Annotated in this window: 24 protein-coding genes and 1 tRNA gene; 14 read left to right on the top strand and 11 right to left on the bottom strand. The window is 59.0% G+C overall.

Annotated elements, in window-relative coordinates; all coding sequences use genetic code 11:
• Positions 1-36: 36 nt before the first annotated feature.
• The 4 genes from AC3WRD_RS19260 (at position 37) to AC3WRD_RS19245 (ending at position 3,285) form a co-directional block, all read left to right on the top strand.
• A complete protein-coding gene (locus tag AC3WRD_RS19260; RefSeq protein ID WP_102622422.1) occupies positions 37-555 on the top strand; it encodes a MarR family winged helix-turn-helix transcriptional regulator in 519 nt (172 codons plus the stop codon).
• Positions 555-1,757, top strand: coding sequence for an FAD-dependent monooxygenase (locus tag AC3WRD_RS19255; RefSeq protein ID WP_102622423.1), 1,203 nt, complete (start codon positions 555-557; stop codon positions 1,755-1,757). The genes AC3WRD_RS19260 and AC3WRD_RS19255 overlap by 1 nt, the downstream gene beginning before the upstream one ends.
• A 164-nt stretch (positions 1,758-1,921) precedes the next feature.
• Complete coding sequence (locus tag AC3WRD_RS19250; protein WP_102622424.1) at positions 1,922-2,401, top strand: hypothetical protein; 480 nt, start codon at positions 1,922-1,924, stop codon at positions 2,399-2,401.
• A 242-nt stretch (positions 2,402-2,643) separates the two neighbouring features.
• Positions 2,644-3,285 (top strand): LysE family translocator, encoded by a 642-nt coding sequence (locus AC3WRD_RS19245; protein ID WP_102622425.1) that lies wholly within the window; start codon positions 2,644-2,646, stop codon positions 3,283-3,285.
• A gap of 22 nt (positions 3,286-3,307) precedes the next feature.
• Here AC3WRD_RS19245 and AC3WRD_RS19240 read toward each other — a convergent pair whose 3' ends face one another.
• Both AC3WRD_RS19240 and AC3WRD_RS19235 read right to left on the bottom strand, forming a co-directional pair.
• Positions 3,308-4,216: an alpha/beta fold hydrolase gene (locus tag AC3WRD_RS19240; RefSeq protein ID WP_102622426.1), complete on the bottom strand. Its 909-nt coding sequence runs from the start codon at positions 4,214-4,216 to the stop codon at positions 3,308-3,310.
• 58 nt (positions 4,217-4,274) lie between these two features.
• The gene (locus tag AC3WRD_RS19235; RefSeq protein ID WP_102622427.1) at positions 4,275-4,838 is read right to left on the bottom strand and encodes a P-loop NTPase family protein; all 564 of its coding nucleotides are present in this window, start codon (positions 4,836-4,838) and stop codon (positions 4,275-4,277) included.
• Positions 4,839-5,003: 165 nt separating this feature from the next.
• Between AC3WRD_RS19235 and AC3WRD_RS19230 the strand changes: the two genes are divergently transcribed.
• Together AC3WRD_RS19230 and AC3WRD_RS19225 are read left to right on the top strand one after the other, a co-directional pair.
• Complete coding sequence (locus tag AC3WRD_RS19230) at positions 5,004-6,131, top strand: saccharopine dehydrogenase NADP-binding domain-containing protein (RefSeq protein WP_102622428.1); 1,128 nt, start codon at positions 5,004-5,006, stop codon at positions 6,129-6,131.
• Positions 6,132-6,133: 2 nt separating this feature from the next.
• Complete coding sequence (locus tag AC3WRD_RS19225; protein WP_102622429.1) at positions 6,134-6,625, top strand: DUF2269 family protein; 492 nt, start codon at positions 6,134-6,136, stop codon at positions 6,623-6,625.
• On the opposite strand, the gene AC3WRD_RS19220 is transcribed toward AC3WRD_RS19225, so the two are convergent.
• Both AC3WRD_RS19220 and AC3WRD_RS19215 read right to left on the bottom strand, forming a co-directional pair.
• Positions 6,608-7,072 (bottom strand): thiol-disulfide oxidoreductase DCC family protein, encoded by a 465-nt coding sequence (locus AC3WRD_RS19220; protein ID WP_102622430.1) that lies wholly within the window; start codon positions 7,070-7,072, stop codon positions 6,608-6,610. The two genes, AC3WRD_RS19225 and AC3WRD_RS19220, sit on opposite strands and share 18 nt — an antisense overlap.
• Before the next feature lie 41 nt (positions 7,073-7,113).
• The gene (locus tag AC3WRD_RS19215; protein WP_102622431.1) at positions 7,114-8,103 is read right to left on the bottom strand and encodes a zinc-dependent alcohol dehydrogenase family protein; all 990 of its coding nucleotides are present in this window, start codon (positions 8,101-8,103) and stop codon (positions 7,114-7,116) included.
• Between AC3WRD_RS19215 and AC3WRD_RS19210 the strand changes: the two genes are divergently transcribed.
• Complete coding sequence (locus AC3WRD_RS19210; protein ID WP_146013104.1) at positions 8,093-8,287, top strand: hypothetical protein; 195 nt, start codon at positions 8,093-8,095, stop codon at positions 8,285-8,287. The genes AC3WRD_RS19215 and AC3WRD_RS19210 overlap by 11 nt on opposite strands.
• Positions 8,269-9,159, top strand: coding sequence for a LysR family transcriptional regulator (locus AC3WRD_RS19205; RefSeq protein ID WP_102622432.1), 891 nt, complete (start codon positions 8,269-8,271; stop codon positions 9,157-9,159). The genes AC3WRD_RS19210 and AC3WRD_RS19205 overlap by 19 nt, the downstream gene beginning before the upstream one ends.
• A gap of 16 nt (positions 9,160-9,175) precedes the next feature.
• Here AC3WRD_RS19205 and AC3WRD_RS19200 read toward each other — a convergent pair whose 3' ends face one another.
• Positions 9,176-9,727 carry a GNAT family N-acetyltransferase gene (locus AC3WRD_RS19200; protein WP_102622433.1) on the bottom strand — a complete coding sequence of 184 codons (552 nt, stop codon included), beginning with the start codon at positions 9,725-9,727 and terminating at the stop codon, positions 9,176-9,178.
• A gap of 203 nt (positions 9,728-9,930) precedes the next feature.
• Between AC3WRD_RS19200 and AC3WRD_RS19195 the strand changes: the two genes are divergently transcribed.
• Positions 9,931-10,332 carry a DUF8617 domain-containing protein gene (locus AC3WRD_RS19195; RefSeq protein WP_102622434.1) on the top strand — a complete coding sequence of 134 codons (402 nt, stop codon included), beginning with the start codon at positions 9,931-9,933 and terminating at the stop codon, positions 10,330-10,332.
• Between the two features lie 73 nt (positions 10,333-10,405).
• Here AC3WRD_RS19195 and AC3WRD_RS19190 read toward each other — a convergent pair whose 3' ends face one another.
• The 3 genes from AC3WRD_RS19190 to AC3WRD_RS19180 form a co-directional block, all read right to left on the bottom strand.
• The gene (locus AC3WRD_RS19190) at positions 10,406-10,801 is read right to left on the bottom strand and encodes a hypothetical protein (RefSeq protein WP_102622435.1); all 396 of its coding nucleotides are present in this window, start codon (positions 10,799-10,801) and stop codon (positions 10,406-10,408) included.
• A gap of 88 nt (positions 10,802-10,889) precedes the next feature.
• On the bottom strand, positions 10,890-11,234 hold the full coding sequence (locus AC3WRD_RS19185) for a hypothetical protein (protein WP_102622436.1): 345 nt from the start codon (positions 11,232-11,234) through the stop codon (positions 10,890-10,892).
• Between the two features lie 69 nt (positions 11,235-11,303).
• A complete protein-coding gene (locus tag AC3WRD_RS19180) occupies positions 11,304-12,206 on the bottom strand; it encodes a LysR family transcriptional regulator (protein ID WP_173861396.1) in 903 nt (300 codons plus the stop codon).
• 124 nt (positions 12,207-12,330) lie between these two features.
• Here AC3WRD_RS19180 and AC3WRD_RS19175 point away from each other — a divergent pair, with 124 nt between their 5' ends.
• From AC3WRD_RS19175 to AC3WRD_RS19165, 3 genes are all read left to right on the top strand, one after another.
• Positions 12,331-13,761: an aldehyde dehydrogenase family protein gene (locus AC3WRD_RS19175; RefSeq protein WP_102622438.1), complete on the top strand. Its 1,431-nt coding sequence runs from the start codon at positions 12,331-12,333 to the stop codon at positions 13,759-13,761.
• Positions 13,762-13,852: 91 nt separating this feature from the next.
• Positions 13,853-14,206: a DUF7660 family protein gene (locus AC3WRD_RS19170; RefSeq protein WP_173861397.1), complete on the top strand. Its 354-nt coding sequence runs from the start codon at positions 13,853-13,855 to the stop codon at positions 14,204-14,206.
• Positions 14,199-14,630: a hypothetical protein gene (locus AC3WRD_RS19165; RefSeq protein ID WP_102622439.1), complete on the top strand. Its 432-nt coding sequence runs from the start codon at positions 14,199-14,201 to the stop codon at positions 14,628-14,630. Before AC3WRD_RS19170 ends, AC3WRD_RS19165 begins: the two co-directional genes overlap by 8 nt.
• 75 nt (positions 14,631-14,705) lie before the next feature.
• Here the strand turns inward: AC3WRD_RS19165 and AC3WRD_RS19160 are convergent, their stop codons facing one another.
• Positions 14,706-16,268 carry a sensor domain-containing diguanylate cyclase gene (locus AC3WRD_RS19160; protein WP_102622440.1) on the bottom strand — a complete coding sequence of 521 codons (1,563 nt, stop codon included), beginning with the start codon at positions 16,266-16,268 and terminating at the stop codon, positions 14,706-14,708.
• A 225-nt stretch (positions 16,269-16,493) separates the two neighbouring features.
• On the opposite strand from AC3WRD_RS19160, the gene ycaC reads away from it, so the two are divergent.
• Positions 16,494-17,126, top strand: coding sequence for an isochorismate family cysteine hydrolase YcaC (gene ycaC / locus AC3WRD_RS19155; RefSeq protein ID WP_085708478.1), 633 nt, complete (start codon positions 16,494-16,496; stop codon positions 17,124-17,126).
• Positions 17,127-17,206: 80 nt separating this feature from the next.
• On the opposite strand, the gene AC3WRD_RS19150 is transcribed toward ycaC, so the two are convergent.
• Both AC3WRD_RS19150 and AC3WRD_RS19145 read right to left on the bottom strand, forming a co-directional pair.
• Positions 17,207-17,944, bottom strand: a complete 738-nt coding sequence (locus tag AC3WRD_RS19150; RefSeq protein WP_102622441.1) for a Fic/DOC family protein — start codon at positions 17,942-17,944, stop codon at positions 17,207-17,209.
• On the bottom strand, positions 17,941-18,204 hold the full coding sequence (locus AC3WRD_RS19145; protein WP_102622442.1) for a hypothetical protein: 264 nt from the start codon (positions 18,202-18,204) through the stop codon (positions 17,941-17,943). The genes AC3WRD_RS19150 and AC3WRD_RS19145 overlap by 4 nt, the downstream gene beginning before the upstream one ends.
• A gap of 141 nt (positions 18,205-18,345) precedes the next feature.
• Between AC3WRD_RS19145 and AC3WRD_RS19140 the strand changes: the two genes are divergently transcribed.
• Positions 18,346-18,420, top strand: a tRNA-Lys gene (locus tag AC3WRD_RS19140).
• Position 18,421 lies beyond the last annotated feature (1 nt).

Genomic DNA, 18,421 nt, shown 5'->3' with positions numbered 1-18,421 from the left:
CGTCCTCATCACGACCAGCCCGGACCGATCCTGCACATGACGTCACCTTCATCACCGCCAAATCCGACCGAAGATCCCCGCAGCCTGCAGATCGCCAGTGATGTCGTCGGCCAGCAGTTGCAACAGATCGCCATCCTGACGCGCAAGGCTGCCAGCCATCTGGGCACAGCGCTGGGCATCAATCAGACGGATGTGGCGGCGCTGGAGCACCTGATCACCGACGGACCTCTGCCGCCGACCGAACTTGCGGCGCGCCTTTCAGTGACCACCGCTGGTATCACGCAGGTCATCGATCGACTGGAACGGGCCGGGCATGTGGTCCGCGAGCGGCAACTCAATGACAAGCGCCGGGTGCTGGTGTGTCCGGTTCCGGAGTCGGTGGCGCAGGCCTATCGGCATATCGCGCCAATGCTTAATGGTCTGAGCGCCGTCCTCGGAGCACTCGACGGCAAGGATCGCGCCGTGGTTGAAGCATTCCTGGGCCAGGTGATCGAGGTTTACAGCACCACGCTGCCGGGCAGCCCTGTGGCCACGTCTGAAAATCAGGACGCGTGATGAAACCAAAAAGAATACTGGTGACCGGCGCAAGCATCGCCGGGCCTGCTTTGGCCTATTGGCTGTCCCGACAGGGCATGGATGTTACGGTGGTCGAGAGGGCGCCTGCGTTTCGCGATGGGGGGCAAACGATCGACGTGCGGGGCGCCGGGCGTGTGGTGATTCAGCGCATGGGTCTGGAAGATTTGATTCGGGCGAACACGACTCAGGAACAGGGCATCGCCTTCGTTGACCAGGATAACCGGACCCAGGCGTTTCTGGGTGTCGATGCGTTCGACGGGGAGGGGCCGATTGCCGAACTGGAGATCCTGCGGGGCGAGCTCGCCAGGCTATTGATCCAGCACAGCCAGGATCGAGTGACCTATCGATTCGGCGACAGCGTTGCAGCGATGGAGGACGATGGTGAGCAGGTTCATGTGCGTTTCGAGCAGGGTGCCGAGCAGGTTTACGATCTGGTGATCGTAGCCGAAGGGATCGGCTCGACGACGCGTAATCAGGTGTTTGGCAACGAAGTCCAGCGCCGTCCGCTCAATCTGTATACGGCCTATTTCACTGTTCCTCGACAGCCGAACGATGGCCAGGTCATGCGCTGGCACAACATTCCAGGTGGTCGCTGTGTCTGTCTGCGGCCTGACAATCTGGGCACCACCCGCGCGTTTTTGTCTTTTCAGCAGACGCCGTGCGGGTACGAAAAACTCGCGCAGGACGAACAGAAATCCTTGCTCAGGCAAATATTCGCCGACGCCGGTTGGGAGACACCCCGCGTGCTGGCTGCGCTGGAGGAGGCCACCGACCTTTATCTGGACGCGGTGGGACAGGTCAAAATGCCTCGTTGGTTCAAGGGGCGCATCGCGCTGGTCGGGGACGCGGCTTATTGCGCATCGCCCATCAGTGGCATGGGCACCAGCCTGGGTCTGTGCGGCGCCTACGTGCTGGCCGGTGAACTGGGGCGCCATGCCGACCACATCCAGGCGTTCTCGGCCTATGAAAAACGGATGCGGCCCTTTGTCGCCCAGGCGCAAAGCGTGCCCGGATTCGCCCCCAGACTGGCCTCACCGCATTCGCGCCTTGGCATCGCCCTTGGTCACGCGGTGTTGAGGCTGGCGAGTGCGCCGGGGTTCAAGCGCCTGTTCGGGAAGATTCTTTCGCCGAAGGCTGATGCTATCGAATTGCCGGAGTATGACGAGCAGCCGTGGGTTTAGAGCGAGAGCATTCAATGGGGACAGATTTATTATCAAAAAATAAATCTGTCCCCATTTTGTTTAGAATTGCGCCCCCTGCAGTTCTGCAGGTTTGCCATGGAACGCAGCCGTCCGCACCTGCGCCAGGCAATCGGTTTCTACAAATTGAACAAGGATAAAGGCTCATGGGAATGAGAACGGCAGCGTTGGTTTTGTTGCTTGCAACGTCACTGACCGCCTGTGGAGGAAGCAAGGACAAGGCCAGGGAACTGGTCGATATCAGTGGCGCCTTCAAGGAACATTACGATGAGGTGGTGGAAGCCGTAATGCGAGATTACTCGCCACGTTACATGGCGGTGATGGACGAAGAAATCCGCGAGGTTGTGGAAGACAAAGTTCCCTTCGACGAGATCAGAAACCTGCGGATCGATACCTTGGCGGCTCACTTGCAGCCGGATGAACTCAATGCGGCGATTCGTGCCCACGATAACCCCGCGCAGAGCAAAGACATTTTGAACAACACGCCTGAGGGCCGTAGCTTTCTGGACAAGATCTTCGACGCTGAAGACTCCGTCGAGAATACCTTCCAGGCCCTATTGAAGGAGCGTGAACCCGCCATCCTTCAAGCGCTGGATAAAATCAATAACAAGAGGCTGGATGGCTAGGCGTCCCTGACGCACGCTCTATCCACCTTCACCGCCGCTGGCGGAGTCCACTGCCCGTCGAGCGCCGCCGCCATGAAGCATCCTTACTTCATGGCCGCCACCCGATGGCGGCGAGTCGCTGAAACCATAGCTCATGTTTGATCGAGTCAAATGGCGGTGACGGTCATGCTGCCGATTCAACCGGTCGATGCGCCACACCGGTTCCTGTACCCTGCAGCCTTTCACTCCCACGAGCATGGAAAATGGATTCTCACTCGATTCTGGCTTTTACCCTGGTGGCCGCGATTGCCATCGCCAGCCCAGGCCCCGCGACGCTGATGGCGATCAACAACAGCCTGGCCCATGGTCAGCGCAGCGCGATTTGGTCGTCGCTCGGCAATGCCAGTGGCCTGTTCTGTCTTTCAGCCGCTGCGATGCTCGGGCTCGGGGCGTTGCTCGCCAGTTCCGAAATGCTGTTCAACGCGGTGAAGATCATCGGCGCCGGTTATCTGTTCTATCTCGGGATCAAGCAACTCTTCAAAAAGGACGCGATGCTTCAGGACAGTCCTCAGGACGATTCGAAGAAAGCCCGGCCCACGCGCCTGAAACTCTACAAGTCGGCATTCCTGACGGCCGTGACCAATCCCAAGGCGACGATGTTTTTCACCGCGCTGTTCCCGCAGTTCATCGACCAGGGCGCGACGCTGCTGCCGCAGTTCCTGATCCTGACGTCGATTTTCATGGCGCTGTCGGTGACGTCCCTGACGCTCTACGCCGCGCTCGCATCCCGGGCCAAAGGCGTGTTGACCCGTCCGGCGTTTTCCCGCTGGGTCAGCCGGGTAGTGGGGTCGACGTTCATCGGCTTCGGCGCCGCCATTCTGACCATGCGCCGGCAGGCTGCCTGAGGGGCAGCGTCCATCGCCAGCGTCAGCGGGTCATAAAGCTGCGAATCGCCTGCGTGGTTTCCACCGGCGCTTCTTCCATCAGCCAGTGACCCGCTCCGGCGATCACCACTTCGGTGACGTTGTCGGCGGCGTTGCGCATCACGATGGCTTCGTTATTACCGAAGGACTTTTCACCGCCGACGGCCAGGACCGGCATCGTCAGTTTGTTCTTTGACGACGCTTCGTTGTCCACCGCGTCCTGGCGAATGGCGCGGAACTGAGCGAAGGCCGCGTGCATCGCGCCGGGGCGGGCGTAGAGTTTGGCGTAATGCTGGCGGGTGGCTTCGTCGACTTTTTTCGGGTTACCGGCGAACTCGTTCCAGAACCGATCCAGGTAAATGCGCTCACGGCCGGCGACCAGTCGCTCCATGTCCGGGCCTCCAAAATCGAAGTGCCAGAGCATCGGCGAACGCACGATGTCGTTCCACGGCGCAATGCCCGGAACAGGCGCATCCATCACCACCAGGCGATCGGTCTGTTGCGGATACCGCGAGGCATAGGCGAACGCGACCATGGTGCCGATGTCGTGACCGATGACGACCGAATGCTCGATGCCCAGCGAGGCGAGCACGGCGCGGATGTCTCCCGCCTGGGTCTTCTTGTCGTAGCCACCGTCGGGAATCGACGACAGCCCCATGCCGCGCAGATCAGGGATCACCACGGTGTGATCCTTCGCCAGATCGGTCGCCAATGGCACCCACATGTCCCCGGTATCACCAAAACCATGCAACAGCACCACGGCCGGGCCTTTGCCGCCGATGCGCGTGTGGATCTTCGCGCCGTCCACGGCAATGTCTTGCGTGCGGAAGGAAGCGGGGAACGGTTTTACGTCAGCATGGGCCGGAACACTCAGGGTCACCAGCAAGGAAGCGGTCAGCAAGGCGCGGATCATCACGGTGACTCCAGAGGTGTAGGTGGGTGGAGCGTAGACCGCTTTTAGAACGCTGCCTTTACCGTTGAGTGTTTTGCGCGGGAGTCGGCCTCTGGCTGACTTGAGGTGTGGTGCAAAGCCTGTCGAGAAAGGTCGAAACCTGCCGTTTGCCACGCAGATGCACCACCGGGACGTCTGGCCCGATTGACTGGCGCACGTTGTCGATACCCGGGCGGTAACCCCGGTCAAAGGTCCATACGAACTTCAGAAACGTCAGGAATTTCCGGTCGATTTTTTCTCTGCAGCCTGCCGCGAGATCCGGGCGAGGTCGGTTCATGATGCTGCGTCGGATCACGCGGGCGAAGCAGGTGAGTCGTCGCGTATCGAGCCAGATAATCAGGTCGGCGCGGGGCAGGCGAAGGTCGAAGGTTCGCCGGGCATAGTTGCCTTCACACACCCATGAATCCGCGTTGATTGCCTCGCGGACCCGTGTGCGGAATTGTTCTGCGTCGGGCTCGACCCAGTCTGGTTCCCAGAACAAGGTATCCAGATGAACCACGGGCAGGTTCAGGCGCTGGCCGAGGGCGCGGGCGAGGGTGGATTTGCCACTGCCGGCGTTACCCAGAATCACAATCCGTTGCATAGGGACGTCCTGTCGAAAAAAAGCCGGCAATTGTGCAGGTTCCGGATGTTCAATCAAAGCGGATTCAATCGTATTTCTTGCCTGACCCGCCGATATCAGGGAAGCTCCCGCGAATCCTGTCTCGGGCAAGTTGGCTGTACGATCGAATCGTTAGGGAAGCGTTGAATGGCGTTCAAGGTGTTGGTGGTCGGTGGGTATGGAAACTTCGGCAGCATCGTCTGCCGGCATCTGGCGTCGATGCCCGATGTTGATCTGGCGATCTCGGGTCGCGATCCGCACAAGTTGCTGCGCAAGGTCGAGGCGTTGCAAGCCGCTTCAGGAAAAGCCTGCGCCAGTTGGTGCGGTGATGCCATGGGGCCCGGGTTTCAATCTGCGTTGGGCTCGATGGGAATTGAGCTGGTCGTCCACACCGGCGGCCCGTTTCAGGGGCAGTCCTATGCGGTTGCCGAAAGCTGCATCGAGGCCGGGGTGAACTATTGCGACCTGTCCGACTGCCGAACCTTCGTCAACGGTATCGCTGTACTCGATGTGCGCGCGAAAGAGGCGGGCGTGGCGATTCTCAGTGGTTGCAGTTCGGTGCCGACCCTGTCTTCGGCCATCATCGATCAGCAGCGGTATCGCTTTCAGCGCATCGACTCGATCGAACATGGCATTTCCTCTTCCGCGAAGATGCCGGGACTGTCGACTGTCGAAGGTGTGCTTGCCTACGCGGGCAAGCCGATCAAACAGCTCAAGGATGGCCGGGTTCACGAGGTGCCGGGCTGGCAGGATCTGACGTTGCGCAAGATGCCGCATCTGGGCACCCGCTTGCTGGCCAATGTCGACGTTCCGGACATGGACATTTTCGCCGGTCGTTATGGTGCCCGGACACTGAGCTTCAAGGCTGGAGCGGGGTTGAAACTCGGCGGTGTCGCCAATGCTCTGTTTGCCCAGGCCCAGAAGATGGGGCTGATTCGGGACCCTGCACCCTGGGCTGCACGACTGCATCGTTTGGGCACCTGGTTCGAGCGGCTCGGCGACGGTAAAAGTGCAATGTACATTGACGTGCAAGGTATCGGGGTTGAAGGGCAACCGCTGTCCATGACCGCTCAGCTGACGGCGTGGAACGACAAGGGCCCGGAAATCCCGAGCTGCGCCGCTGTGGCCCTGGCCGCCAAAATGGCCCAAGGGTATGTACCTGAATCCGGCGCCCGGCCCTGCGTCGGTGAAATCACCGTCGACGAATACATGGCCGCGATCAACGACCCTGAAAACCTGAGCCTGTCCGTGCGTTTCTCCGACGGGCAGCGCTGACCATGCTTTACCTGTGCCTCAAATACATTCATGTGATCGCCGCGGTTTTCCTGTTCGGATTCGGCATGGGTTCCTACCTTTACCTGATCGCTGCCAGCCGCACCGCCAATCCTCAAGTGATTGCTCATGTGGCGAAAATGGTCGTGCGTTTCGACGCTTGGATCACCACCCCGGCAGGCTTCATTCAGATCGCATCGGGCTATGGGCTGATCAAACTGGCCGGCCTTCCGCTGACCACGGAATGGGTGCTGACGTCGTTGATCATCTTTCTTTGCGTAGGATCACTTTGGCTCCCGGTGTTGGTGCTTCAGAAGCGCCTGTATGTGATGGCTTCGAGTGCAATCGAGACCGGAGGAGGGCTCGCGGACGAGTACGGGTCGGTGTACCGCCAATGGTTCTGGATGGGGGTGGCCGGTTTTCTGGGGATGTTCGTGATCGTCTTGATGATGGTGACGAAGATGACGCCCGTGCAGGTGTTAGGGCTGTTGCTGTAGCGAAGCCTTCAGAAAGCGTTGCTCATGATCGGGATCAGGCAGAAGACAGGTGTCATATTGTCCAAACAGCCGATAACGATTCAGTGCAATACGATCGTAGGCCCAGTTCCGAAGCCCGCGCGGGAAAATGCGCAAGCATTGCAATGGACGCCAGCGGGCGGGCAGTAGGGCAACGACTTCGAAAAAGGCATCGGAGCGCTCCCAATAGTGTCGGTCGCGGATGACCGCCATGGTGTCGAACTGATCGAGGGGTAAATCTGCCCAGGCGAGCAGCGCCTGCCCTTCGGGAGATTGCACCGCCGCCAGCCGGACTCGCTGCTGGCGGTCATGGCGAATCAGGAATTTCGCCCAGCCATTGCACAACTTGCAGACGCCATCGAACAACACCACTGTCTCGCCGGGTTTCAGCAGGGGAGCCGGTGACGGGCGAATCCGGGAAACGGGCATAGACATCGGTCCATAGAGGCCTGGTTTCCCGGATCATATCCTTAAACAGTCACGACAATCTTTCCGACCTGCTGGTTGGCTTCAAGAAAGCGATGCGCCTCCTGAATGTCCTCGAGGGCGAAAGTCTTCGCGATGATCGGCTTCAGCGCGCCCGAAGCGAGACCGTCGCTGATGAACGTCTTGGCTCGGGCCAGAGCCGCAGGGTTCGCGACGACCTCTGCGTAAAGGTAGCCCTTGAGCGTCAGGCATTTGCCCAGCACGGTGAACAGCGGGAACGGCGTGGGCTCCGGGCTCAAGGCGCCGTACTCAAGCAGAATGCCGCCCCTGGCCATGCTCTGGGTGAGCTGTTCGAAAGCCGGGCCGCCGATGGGATCGAACACCACGCGCGCGCCCTGACCATCGGTCAGCGCCATGACGGCGGCGACGATATCTTCTTCATCGCTGACGATGACGTGCGCGGCGCCGGCGTCCAGCAACGCCTGCTTCTTGGCCCGGGTGCGGGTCACGGCAATCGAAGTCGCGCCCACCATTCGGGCAATCTGGAAGGCCGCCAGGCCGACGCTGCTGGAGGCGGCAGTGACCAGTACAAAATCGTTCTTCGTCAGTCTGGCTTGTTCGACCAGCGCGCCCCACGCGGTGACGTATTGCATCCATGAGGCTGCGGCCTGTTCAAAGGACAGGTTCGACGGGTGTTTGACCGTCAGATCGGCGGGCACGTTGGCCAGCTCGCCGTAGGTGCCCCATTTGGCGATGTCCAGCGGCGGAATCAGGCTGACCGCATCACCGACCTTGAACTCGCTGACACCGGCACCGACGGCAACCACCACGCCAGCCGCTTCATAACCGAGGCGGCTGGGAAACTGCGCTTCCTGCAGATAGGCGTGATTGCGGAACATGACCTCGGCCCGATTCAACCCGAAGGCCTTGACTTCGATTTGCACCTCGCCGGATGCCGGAGCCGGCACATCGACCGATTCCAGTTTCAAAACGCTTGCGTCGCCGTATTCATGAATCCTGACAATGCGTGCCATGGTTACCTCTTCTGTGATCAATGAGGCCGGTGTAAGCGGCCTGAATTCGCGTGAAATCGCACCTGTTGCAGCCGTGCGCGTCGTTGCCATGGCCGCCAATTTAGGCTTTGGCCTGCGCCAGATAAAGACCTACGATAGCGCAACACTAGAAACACAGGGTTTCCAATGGATCGCCTCACCTTGATGGCCGTCTTCGTCAAAGCGGTGGAGCTTGGCTCCTTCAGCGCAGTGGCGGATGAGCTCAATCTGTCCCCGCAACTGGTCGGCAAACAGGTCAAGATGCTCGAGCAGCATCTGGGTGTCTCGCTGCTCAATCGCACGACCCGCAAACAGAGCCTCACCGACTTCGGCCGCACGTTCTATCAACGGGCGAAGCTGATCCTGGCCGACATGGACGCCGCGGAAGAAATGGCCGCGATGACCCGAGGCGTACCCAGCGGCCGGCTCAGAATCAACGCGCCAGTCACCTTTGGCGTCAGCACGCTGTCGCCTCGGCTGCTGGAATACATGGTCAGGTATCCGCAGGTGTCGGTGGACCTGACCTTGTCCAACGAACTCGTTGACCTGGTGGAGGGCGGGTATGACGTCGTGTTTCGAATCGGTGAACTGTCCGACAGCGGTCTGAAGGCTTTGCCTTTGAAGCCTTATCAAATGGTGCTGTGCGCGGCGCCTGCCTATCTGGCCAGACGTCCACCCATCACGACACCGCTGGATCTTCAGGAACATGAATGCCTGGCGTTTGCCTATTCGGACGGTCGCTCACACATTCGCCTCGAAGGGCCGGACGGTTGCATCGACGTGCCGATTAAAAGCAGATTGACGATCAATCAGGCCGACCCGTTGCTGTCAGCGGCGGTGGCTGGGCTGGGGGTCGTGCTGTTGCCGTTGGAGCTGGTCAAGGATGCGCTGAGAAGTGGAACGCTGGTGAACCTTCTGCCGGACTACAACGTCCCGGTTTCCCCGATGAATCTTCTGTATGCACCGGACCCTCGGTTGACGCCCAAGCTGCGAAGCTTCGTGGATTTTGCCAGGGCTGCGTTTGGCGCTGATGCGTGAAGGGGGAGCCGGGCTGTCATCTCTGATTTTGTGCCTGGCTTGTAGCCCATTGTGCCCTGGTCAGCCCGTAACACTTGCACCAGGCCGGTGTCGTGGACAGCGTCAGCTCGGCATCATACAAGTGCACCGCGCCGATCTTCATGGCGGCTTTCTGCGAGCGGATGTTCAACGGTGCGATGTGAAGATAGACAGTGTCGTACGCCTTGAAGGCGTGTTCCACCATCAGCTGCTTCAGTTCGCGATTGGTCTCGCCACCCCATTTCGCCCGCACCAGAAAGGTATACCCGATAGCGATACTGTCCGGCAGGTCGGGCGGGGTGTAATAGCTCGACATGCCTACGATCAGCCCCGAGTCGATATCAATGACGGCCAGCGTTTTGCCGGTGGCTAGCCGCGCGGCGAAGTACGCTTCGAATACCGGCCGCTCATAGCGGTCACTGGCGGGATGGCCTGCCCAGATGTGCGGGTCTGAGGCTGCCAGAAACAGTCCTTCAAAATCGCTTTCGGAAAGAGGCTTGAGCCTAAGCGTTTTCCCGCATAAAACGGGTTGGCAGTCGAAATCGTGCACTAGAATGGTTTCCTTTCCAGGCGAGTCGTGGGAAGGAAACCAGTCTAGAGCCACGGATTTTCAAGAAAAGAGCCAATGCGACTGATATTGATGGAGCCATCGCGCTCGATTCAGGTGTGGTTGGGTTTCCAGTGCTTCGAGGCCTGGATGACCAAGGCCGCCCGTTTAACCAACCGATCAAACCTGTAGGTATTGAACTGTAAATGAGCAAAATAGGTTGCAAGTGTGGCCATGTGATTGTCGATCAGACCGACAGCTTGCCCTACAAGGCCAGCTTGCTGCGCGACCAGGAAGAAGATGCATTCTGGGATGAGTTGCGTCGTGAAATCGCACCTCTGGTGGCGGCTGCGGAGTCAGGAGACAAGGCCGCGATCGCCAAAGCCTATGGAGCACTCGCGCCTTGGGTCAGCGCCGCTGATACCCTGGAAGACCGGATATCCAGCATCCATGCCAGCCGACAAACAACCGTTTACGAATGCCAGCGCTGTGGTCGGCTTTTGCTGGAAAAGGCCGTCGGCGGCCGGTTTGTTTCATATGCCCCTGAAGTCGGGGGATATCAGGGGATTCTGTCACAGGCATCCGGGGAAACCGATCACTGTGATTGAGCGTGTGTTTTGGCCGGAAGTCGTCGCCGACAATTGACTGCCAAAGGCCCAAAACGCTCATGCCAACGCAAGTTCAAACCTGATCAGGCCCCACGACTTGCAGGATCATTTGCAATGATTCCCCGGCCAGGTCATGAAGAACGTCTATTTGTGACGCGTTGATGAAGAAAGTCGATCCTGATGGAGTCTCGGCCGGCATTGCAAAATACGGAGACAATCGGCGTCGCAGTTTTTCCGGATAAGCGATGAGCAGCGTGCAGTCCATGACGGCAACAACGGCGGAACCCGTGGTGCACCGGATTTCCAATGACGTGAATGGCGACTGGCTGCTTTCCAGCGGCAGGTGGATGCTTGTGCCCACCTTGCATTTGCGGATAGCCCGGGAAACGGTACTGAACGCCGAGGGAGTACCGAACAGTCGGGCTTCGTTCCCCGTGACAGATACCTGCAATTTAACGCCCGTTATCAATGCTGCTTCTTCCTGAGATCGCACAAGGTCGGTTGGGACAAAAAGGCGAACAGATTCATTTCAAAAAATGGGTCCGAGAATCCTCTGGTCAGCCTCGCCACAGCAACGCTTCAACGTCATCAAATTTACCGGCGACCCTCAAACAGGTATCCGCCCATCCGCTGCTCATGCCGAGTTCCTGCAACGGTCCGGTCGGTGCGAACAGCACGGCGACCTTCAACCGCTCCGGCAAGGTGCCAGCCTTCAAGGTGTGAATCAGGGCTTGCAGTTCTGTTTTCGCATCGAGCTCATCAGCCCAGGACGACCAGCAGAAGTCGTTATCCGGAATCGACACCAACTCGATAGCGGCCTCAAGTATGAGGATGAGTGATTCGATATCGGACTCACACTGGGTGGGTCCTTGGAGCAAGCGACGCAGGTGGCGAGTTTCCATGAGGCATTCCAGATACGGTTTTTACGTTAAATGAGGCAGGTATTGCCCCGTGTCGACTCATCGCCCGAATCAAACCAGATTAGGCCGCAACTCGTGCACCAGATCAATCAGCGCACGCAATCGCGCCGGCACGAAGCGATGGCCCGAGTAATAAAGCCTCAATCCGCCAAACGACGGACACCACGGCATCAGCACCGGCACCAATGCGCCGCTTGCCAGTTCTTCCTGGATGAACCATTCGGAAATGAAGCCGATACCGAGGCCCAGCACCACGGCCTGCTTGATCGCCAGCAATTCGTTGAACACGAAGCGCGTCGGCAGATCCATCTGCAATTTCTCGCCATCGCGTTCCAGCTCCCAATGGTAGATACCTCCGTGGGCCATGCGCATGCCGATGCTCTGGTGGGTGAGCAGATCCCGCGGGTGTTCGGGCACGCCGTGGCGTTCGAGGTACTCGGGCGTTGCCAACATGAGCATCCGGATGTCGCCTGACAGCGCCACCGCAATCATGTCTTGCGGTACCGACTCGGCCAGGCGAATCCCGGCGTCGAAGCCCCCGGCGACGATGTCGACCATGCTTGCCTCGCTGACGACGTCGATGCGCACCTCGGGATAGCGCCGAGCGTACTGATCGAGCAGCGGCTCGAGCAGCAGGTAGGCCGCGCCGTGCGGTGCATTGATGCGCAGTGTGCCGCTGGGTTCGTCGAGACCGACGCTGGCTTCTTCGCCGGCACTCTTGATCTGCGCCAGGGCGGGGGCGATGCGCTCCACATAGCGCTGCCCGATGTCGGTGAGGGCAACGCTGCGAGTGGAGCGATTGAACAGGCGCACCTTCAGGCGCGCTTCGAGTCCGGCCACCGCACTGCTCACTGCCGTGGTGGACATGCCCAGTTCCTGTGCCGCGCCGCGAAAACTGTTGCGTCGGGCAACGGCCAGCACCACTTCCAGCTCGGTCATTCCTGTTCTGTGCATGGATTGTCCTGAAAATAGGGATGCTTCATCAGCCAAAGGATAGCTTATCGGAACAATCAACTCTTCTTAGACTTCGCTTCATCGAGGCTCGCTTCAAGCGAGTCATTTTCAGCGAGGAGTTGCCATGCAGCGCATTGAACACATCTACATCAACGGCGAGTACGTCCTCCCACACGGTCAGGAATGGTTCGACCTCCATAACCCGAGCACCGAGCAAGTCATCGGTCAGGTTCGACTGGGCGATGCACTCGACGCCCGGCGCGCCATCGCCGCCGCCAAGGCTGCATTCCCGGCCTGGTCTCGCACCACGCGCGAGGAGCGCATTGCCGCCCTGCAACGCATGCATAAGGCCGTGGCGGCCAGAGAGGAAGAACTGCTGGAAGCCATCCTTGAAGAGTACGGCTCGCCTGCGGTTCGCGGGCGCTGGATGGCGACGTATCCGGCGGATGTGATTGCACAAGCGATCGAGGCGCTGGAGGCGTTCGACTTCGAAGAGCAGGCCGGTATGGCCAAAGTCATTCTGACGCCCGTGGGCGTGACCGGTCTGATCACGCCGTGGAACAGCAATGCCGGCTTCATCTGCAACAAACTGGCCACCGCACTGGCAGCAGGCTGCACCGCCGTCATCAAGCCCAGCGAGATGAGCGCGTTGCAGACGCAGGTCGTGATCCGGGCGTTGCACGAAGCGGGACTGCCACCGGGTGTCTTCAATATCGTCAACGGACGGGGCGATGTGGTTGGCGAGGAGATCGCCCGCCATCCCGACGTTGCCAAGATCTCATTCACGGGGTCGTCCGCAGTCGGTCAGCATCTGGTCAGAACCGGCGCCGACACCTTGAAACGCGTGACCCTGGAACTGGGCGGCAAGTCGCCCACCGTGGTACTCGATGACGCGGATTTCCAGGCGGTCATGCCGTTGGCACTGCACGCCGGATTCCTCAACAGCGGCCAGGCCTGCATCGCGGGCACGCGCATTCTTGTCCCGCGTTCACGGCTCGCAGAGTTCGAGCAGGCTGCGAAGGAGGGCGTCGCACAGTTTCAATCGGGCGACCCGCGCAACGCCGACACCGATATCGGCCCGATGGTCAGCCAGAAACAATGGGAAAGGGTGCAGCGCTACATCCGTATCGGTCAGGAGGAGGGGGCGAGGTTGCTGGCGGGTGGCGAAGGTCGTCCGGAAGGCCTGCAGGCCGGATGGTTCGTCAAACCCACGATCTTCACGGACGCCAACAACCAGATGCGTATCGCGCGTGAGGAAATTTTCGGCCCGGTGCTGACGATCATCCCTTACGAGGACGACGCCGATGCGATCAGTATCGCCAACGATACGGATTATGGACTGAGCGCTCTGGTGCTGGGCCAGAACCCCGAACGTTGTGTGAATATCGCCCGTCAGATCGATTCGGGACGCGTGCTCATCAACACCCTGGCCCACGAACCGCGCGCCCCTTTTGGTGGCTTCAAACATTCGGGCCTGGGGCGCGAAATGGGCAAGTGGGGGATGAGCGCGTATCTGGAACCAAAGACATTGATCACCCATGACGCGGTGAAGTGAACGCTGTGTGTGGCATCGGAAACCGGGTGGAATTCATTCCTGGTTTCCAGCAGCGTTACGAATGAGTGCCCGGGTTTGAAGTTGACCGTCCATGCTGCTGTATCGCAGCATGGCGCCTCCCGAACACCAAGCCTGGAAACTCATGTCTGACCCTTTGGATCTTGATGAATTGTTGGTACATGTCAGCGATGAAGCCTCGTTCATTCGCTTCATCCAGGCGCTGGGTGCTGATTTTGCCCACGAGCGATCACTGGAAGAGCTGTCACCTTCAACGCTCGATTGGGCCGGCGCTTCAGAGTGGGAAAACGGATCCGTAGACTCGTTTCTCGATGCCGCGGCCGCGTGGGCAGATTCAAGCAGCCGATCCACCTCAAACGACGGAGCGGTGTCGAACGTATGGCAGCGCTGCGCCGCTATTCTGTTGGCCGGAAAGTTTTATGAGTGAGCCGCACGCGACCTTCGCGTCTGGCCGGAAGAGCCCCATGCCCAGGATGCTACCGGACAACGAACTCAAGGCGCTTTCGGTGGAAGCCGAGGTCAATGGATTAACGCTGAGTGATCTTGCCGTCACGTGCGCGAAGTTCGGAATGACACCGCGAGATCTGCTGAACGAGCTCTCCGTAGCGATTGCGGAAAGCTATCTGGAGAGATCGCTGGACTATGAATTTTGCGATGGTGTGATGAACGGAATCATCAATGCCGTGGTTGAGGTCGGCATGACTGACGATATGCCTGAGCCCGCCTTCTCGCTCTATCAGGCGTTTGATCTGGGTGAATGGATCCGCAGCGAGGATCCGCCGGGGACTGATCCCAGTGAGAAATACGCGAGGCCGGTGGTTGAAGAAATAATGCGTGCGTTCAGGGGCTGAGGTTCAGTTTCGATTCTGACGGGCAACTGACGTGGAATCGAGCTTGTACCTCCGGCCGTCACCCGCTGCCATCGATCACACCGACTCATCCGCCGAACACCAACGATTACGCCCCAGCCGCTTCGCCTGATACAGGCAGGTATCCGCCGACTGCAGCAGCATGGCCGGCGTCACTGTGTCGTCAACCGGATGGCGGGTCGCAATGCCGGCGCTGGCCGTGACGTACCCGAGGGGATGCCCGGAGTGTTCCAGTTCCAGCGAGCGGATGGCTTGCAGGATGTCCTCGGCGACTTGAATGGCGCCGGCGTTCTCGGTGTTGGGCAGCAGCACGGTGAACTCTTCGCCACCGTAGCGGACGGCGAGGTCGCCGGGGCGTTTGACCGCTTGCTGGATCGCGCGTCCGACGGCGTTCAGGCAGTCGTCGCCGGCGGCGTGACCATAGCGGTCGTTGTAGCGTTTGAAGTGGTCGACATCGAGCATGATCAACGACAGCGATGAGCCCTGGCGCCGGGCCAGACGAATCTCGTCTGCCAGCGCGTTGTCCAGGCGCCGGCGGTTGCCGAGCCCGGTGAGGCTGTCGGTCAGTGCCATGTCGCGCATGGCCTGGTGGGCGGAACGGATCTCCCGCTCCATCGCGATCCGCTGGCGCAACTGGCTCAGCACGATCAGTCCGAAACCGGCGAGGACCAGGATCAGAAAAATCAGCACGAAGCCGTTTTTCAGCAAGTCCCGACGCCATGGCGCGGTGATGGAATCTTTCGACAGACCGGCCTCCACCACCAGCGGATAGGTGGTCAAGGCGCGATAGCCATAAAGCCGTTCAGTGTCATCGACCACCGCCCGGATCTGGGCAATGCCTTCGTTGGAGGCGGGCAGGTAAGTCTTGAAGATCTCGCTGTTCGCCAGGCTTTTGCCCACCACGGAGGCGATGAAAGGACGGCGAACCAGAATCGTGCCGTCACGCATGGCCAACACCAGTGCGCCTTTGTCATCGATGCGGAAATCGCCGTAATAGTCGACGAAATAACTGACCTTGACCGTCCCCAGCAGCACGCCTGCGAACGAGCCATCAGGGTTGTTCAAGCGACGGGAGATGGGAATGATCAGGTCATGGGTGGAGCGGCTCTCGACCACCTGGCCGATGCGCACTTGCCTATCCTCGTGAGTGCGGTGGTACTGGAAATAATCGCGGTCGGCGTTGTTGGCTGTTTCGGGGGTGACCTCTTTGTCGGTCACGATCCAATGGCCGTCCGGGCCGTAGATGAACAGGCCATGCAACTGCGGCATGATTTTCGATTGCTGCACCAGCAGCTTGTGAATGCGCGGGACATCGAGGTTCTGCAGTCCGTCACCTTCGACACGCTCGGCCAGCCCGGCGGTGACCACATCGACCTGGCGAATCGTGTCTTCGGCGTGCTGGGCCGTGGCGCGGGCCAGGTTGGTCACCGAATCGCGCGCAGACGCAAAGACCGAACGATAGTCACGCCACGTCCGCCAGCTCTCGACCGCCAGAAACGCCACGACCACAACCAGCATGAAGCTGACCGTCAGCCGGAAGGTCGAGCCGGCCTTCACGGCTTTGCTGGCGGGGTGCTGCGCCTTGTTTGCAGTTGGCTCTTGCGTGTTGCGTCCGAGCATCAACTTTTCCTTGAATGTCGTTCTGAACGTAATGCTGGCGGACATTATGACAAGGATCGGCAGGAAGTTCGGGACCGCAGCGTGATTGAGCCTCGGTTTGCGCTGATTGTCTCTTCTGAGTTGACGGTTAAACGCTTTGCAGGTGATTTATCGCTTTCAGGCGAGTCATTAATCTGTGCCCATCTTGAACGCAAGCGAACTTCCACAACTAAAAAGGGATTCAACATGAGCACTGCAACCTACAACCGCCTGAACAAAGACGACGCCGTGGTTCTGCTGGTCGATCACCAGACCGGTCTGATTTCGCTGGTCCAGGACTTCTCGCCGAACGAGTTCAAGAACAACGTGCTGGCATTGGCCGACCTGGCCAAATTCTTTGAGTTGCCGACCATCCTCACCACCAGTTTCGAGCAAGGCCCGAACGGCCCGCTGGTGCCGGAACTCAAGGAAATGTTCCCGGATGCGCCCTACATTGCCCGCCCGGGCCAGATCAACGCCTGGGACAACGAAGACTTCGTCAAGGCCATCAAGGCCACCGGCCGCAAGCAGATCATCATTGCCGGTGTGGTGACCGACGTGTGCGTGGCGTTCCCGACCTTGTCGGCGCTGGCGGAAGGGTTTGACGTGTTCGTGGTGACCGATGCCTCCGGCACCTTCAACACCACCGTGCAACAAGCCGCATGGAACCGCATGACCCAGGCCGGCGCACAGATGATGAACTGGTTCTCGGTGGCCTGTGAGCTGCACCGCGACTGGCGCAACGACATTGAAGGGCTGGGCAACCTGCTGTCGCAGCGGATTCCGAACTACCGCAATTTGATGAATGGCTACGCGGCGCTGACGGCTCGTCAGGGTTGATCGAATACTGCGAAAAATGTGAAAGGCCTGCTCTCAAAAGCAGGCCTTTTGTTTCTACTGCGGTCCTCTAAACGTGAAGGTCATTCGATGGGCGGTGTTCTATACGTTTTATAGAGCCGCTGCACTTCTGGACTGTCGAGGTTCTCGTAGGTAATGCCTTCTTTATCCAGCCCATCCAGACCCTTTATTCCACCGATCATTTCCGGCCATTCGTCACGGCTGGAGATATCGAGAACGTAGGGCTTCAGATAGTCGTCGAGATGGCCTTTGAATGGGTTTTGGATCTCATCACTGAGTGCTCGCAGGTAGTCGTCTTTGTTCGTATTTGACCAATCAATGGCGAATCTCGTGCGGTAGCACAGTTCCATGTAAATGAGCAGGATCGTGCGCCCATTGCCATCCAGAAAAGGGTGAGCAGATGCGAGCTGGCCCATTACTTCTCCCGGACGTTCTCTGAAACGCTCTTTGTTTGCAGCAAGTTCAAGGGCGTATTCCACAGACCTTCTGATGAGGTCGGGACGTTCAAAAACCGTGTGGCGAGGATCGTCTTTTGATCCCTTGAAAACGGCGAGGTGGGGTACGAGTTCGTTCCTGTCCTTTCCGGCCCATGGATAGAAACCGGAAAACAGGATTTCGTGCGTTTTGAGGACAGATTTGTAATCGATGGGTTTTCTCTTGGCCAGATAGGAAAGAGCGTCTTCGAGACTCGCTTCGAAAGCGAGATGTTCAGATTCTTTTACCTCGAGGGGATCTTTCAGCTTCAGTGAATTTTGAAGATAGCCGTTAGTGTCAAAATCGCCGAAAGGGTCGAACATCATGCGCTCAGCTTCTTTTTGGACCGCCTCTTTTCCTCAAGATAACGCCCTTGAAATGTCATGATTTCCGATTTGTTCAGAACACCTTTCCTTTTGAGATTGACGAGTAATTGCTCAACGCCATCCAGCTCAACGACATCACCCGCCAGGCGCGTAATGGTCACCGCCATGCAGCTCATGCTGTCACGGTCGGCGGTGACGTGATGTTCCTTGGCAAGCTTGCGAACCTCGGTTGCAACACTGTCAGCGGCTGGTTTAGTCATTTGGAAAACCCTTGTCTACGTGTTCTGAGCATAGCATGACGCCGGTTCATCAAAAGATGAAGGATCAGAACCAAACTGCAACAAAATCCCCAAGATTGAGCTTCACATCTTTTCATTGCCAGTCGACAATGCGCGCTCTGTTCCGGGGTAGTTCAGCGGTAGAACACTCGGCTCTTAACCGGGTGGGCGCTGGTTCGAATCCAGCCCCCGGACCCAT

Source organism: Pseudomonas sp. FW215-R2 (assembly GCF_058789255.1).
Note: the sequence above shows the minus strand (reverse complement) of the source record. Positions and strands in the feature narration are given on the sequence as shown.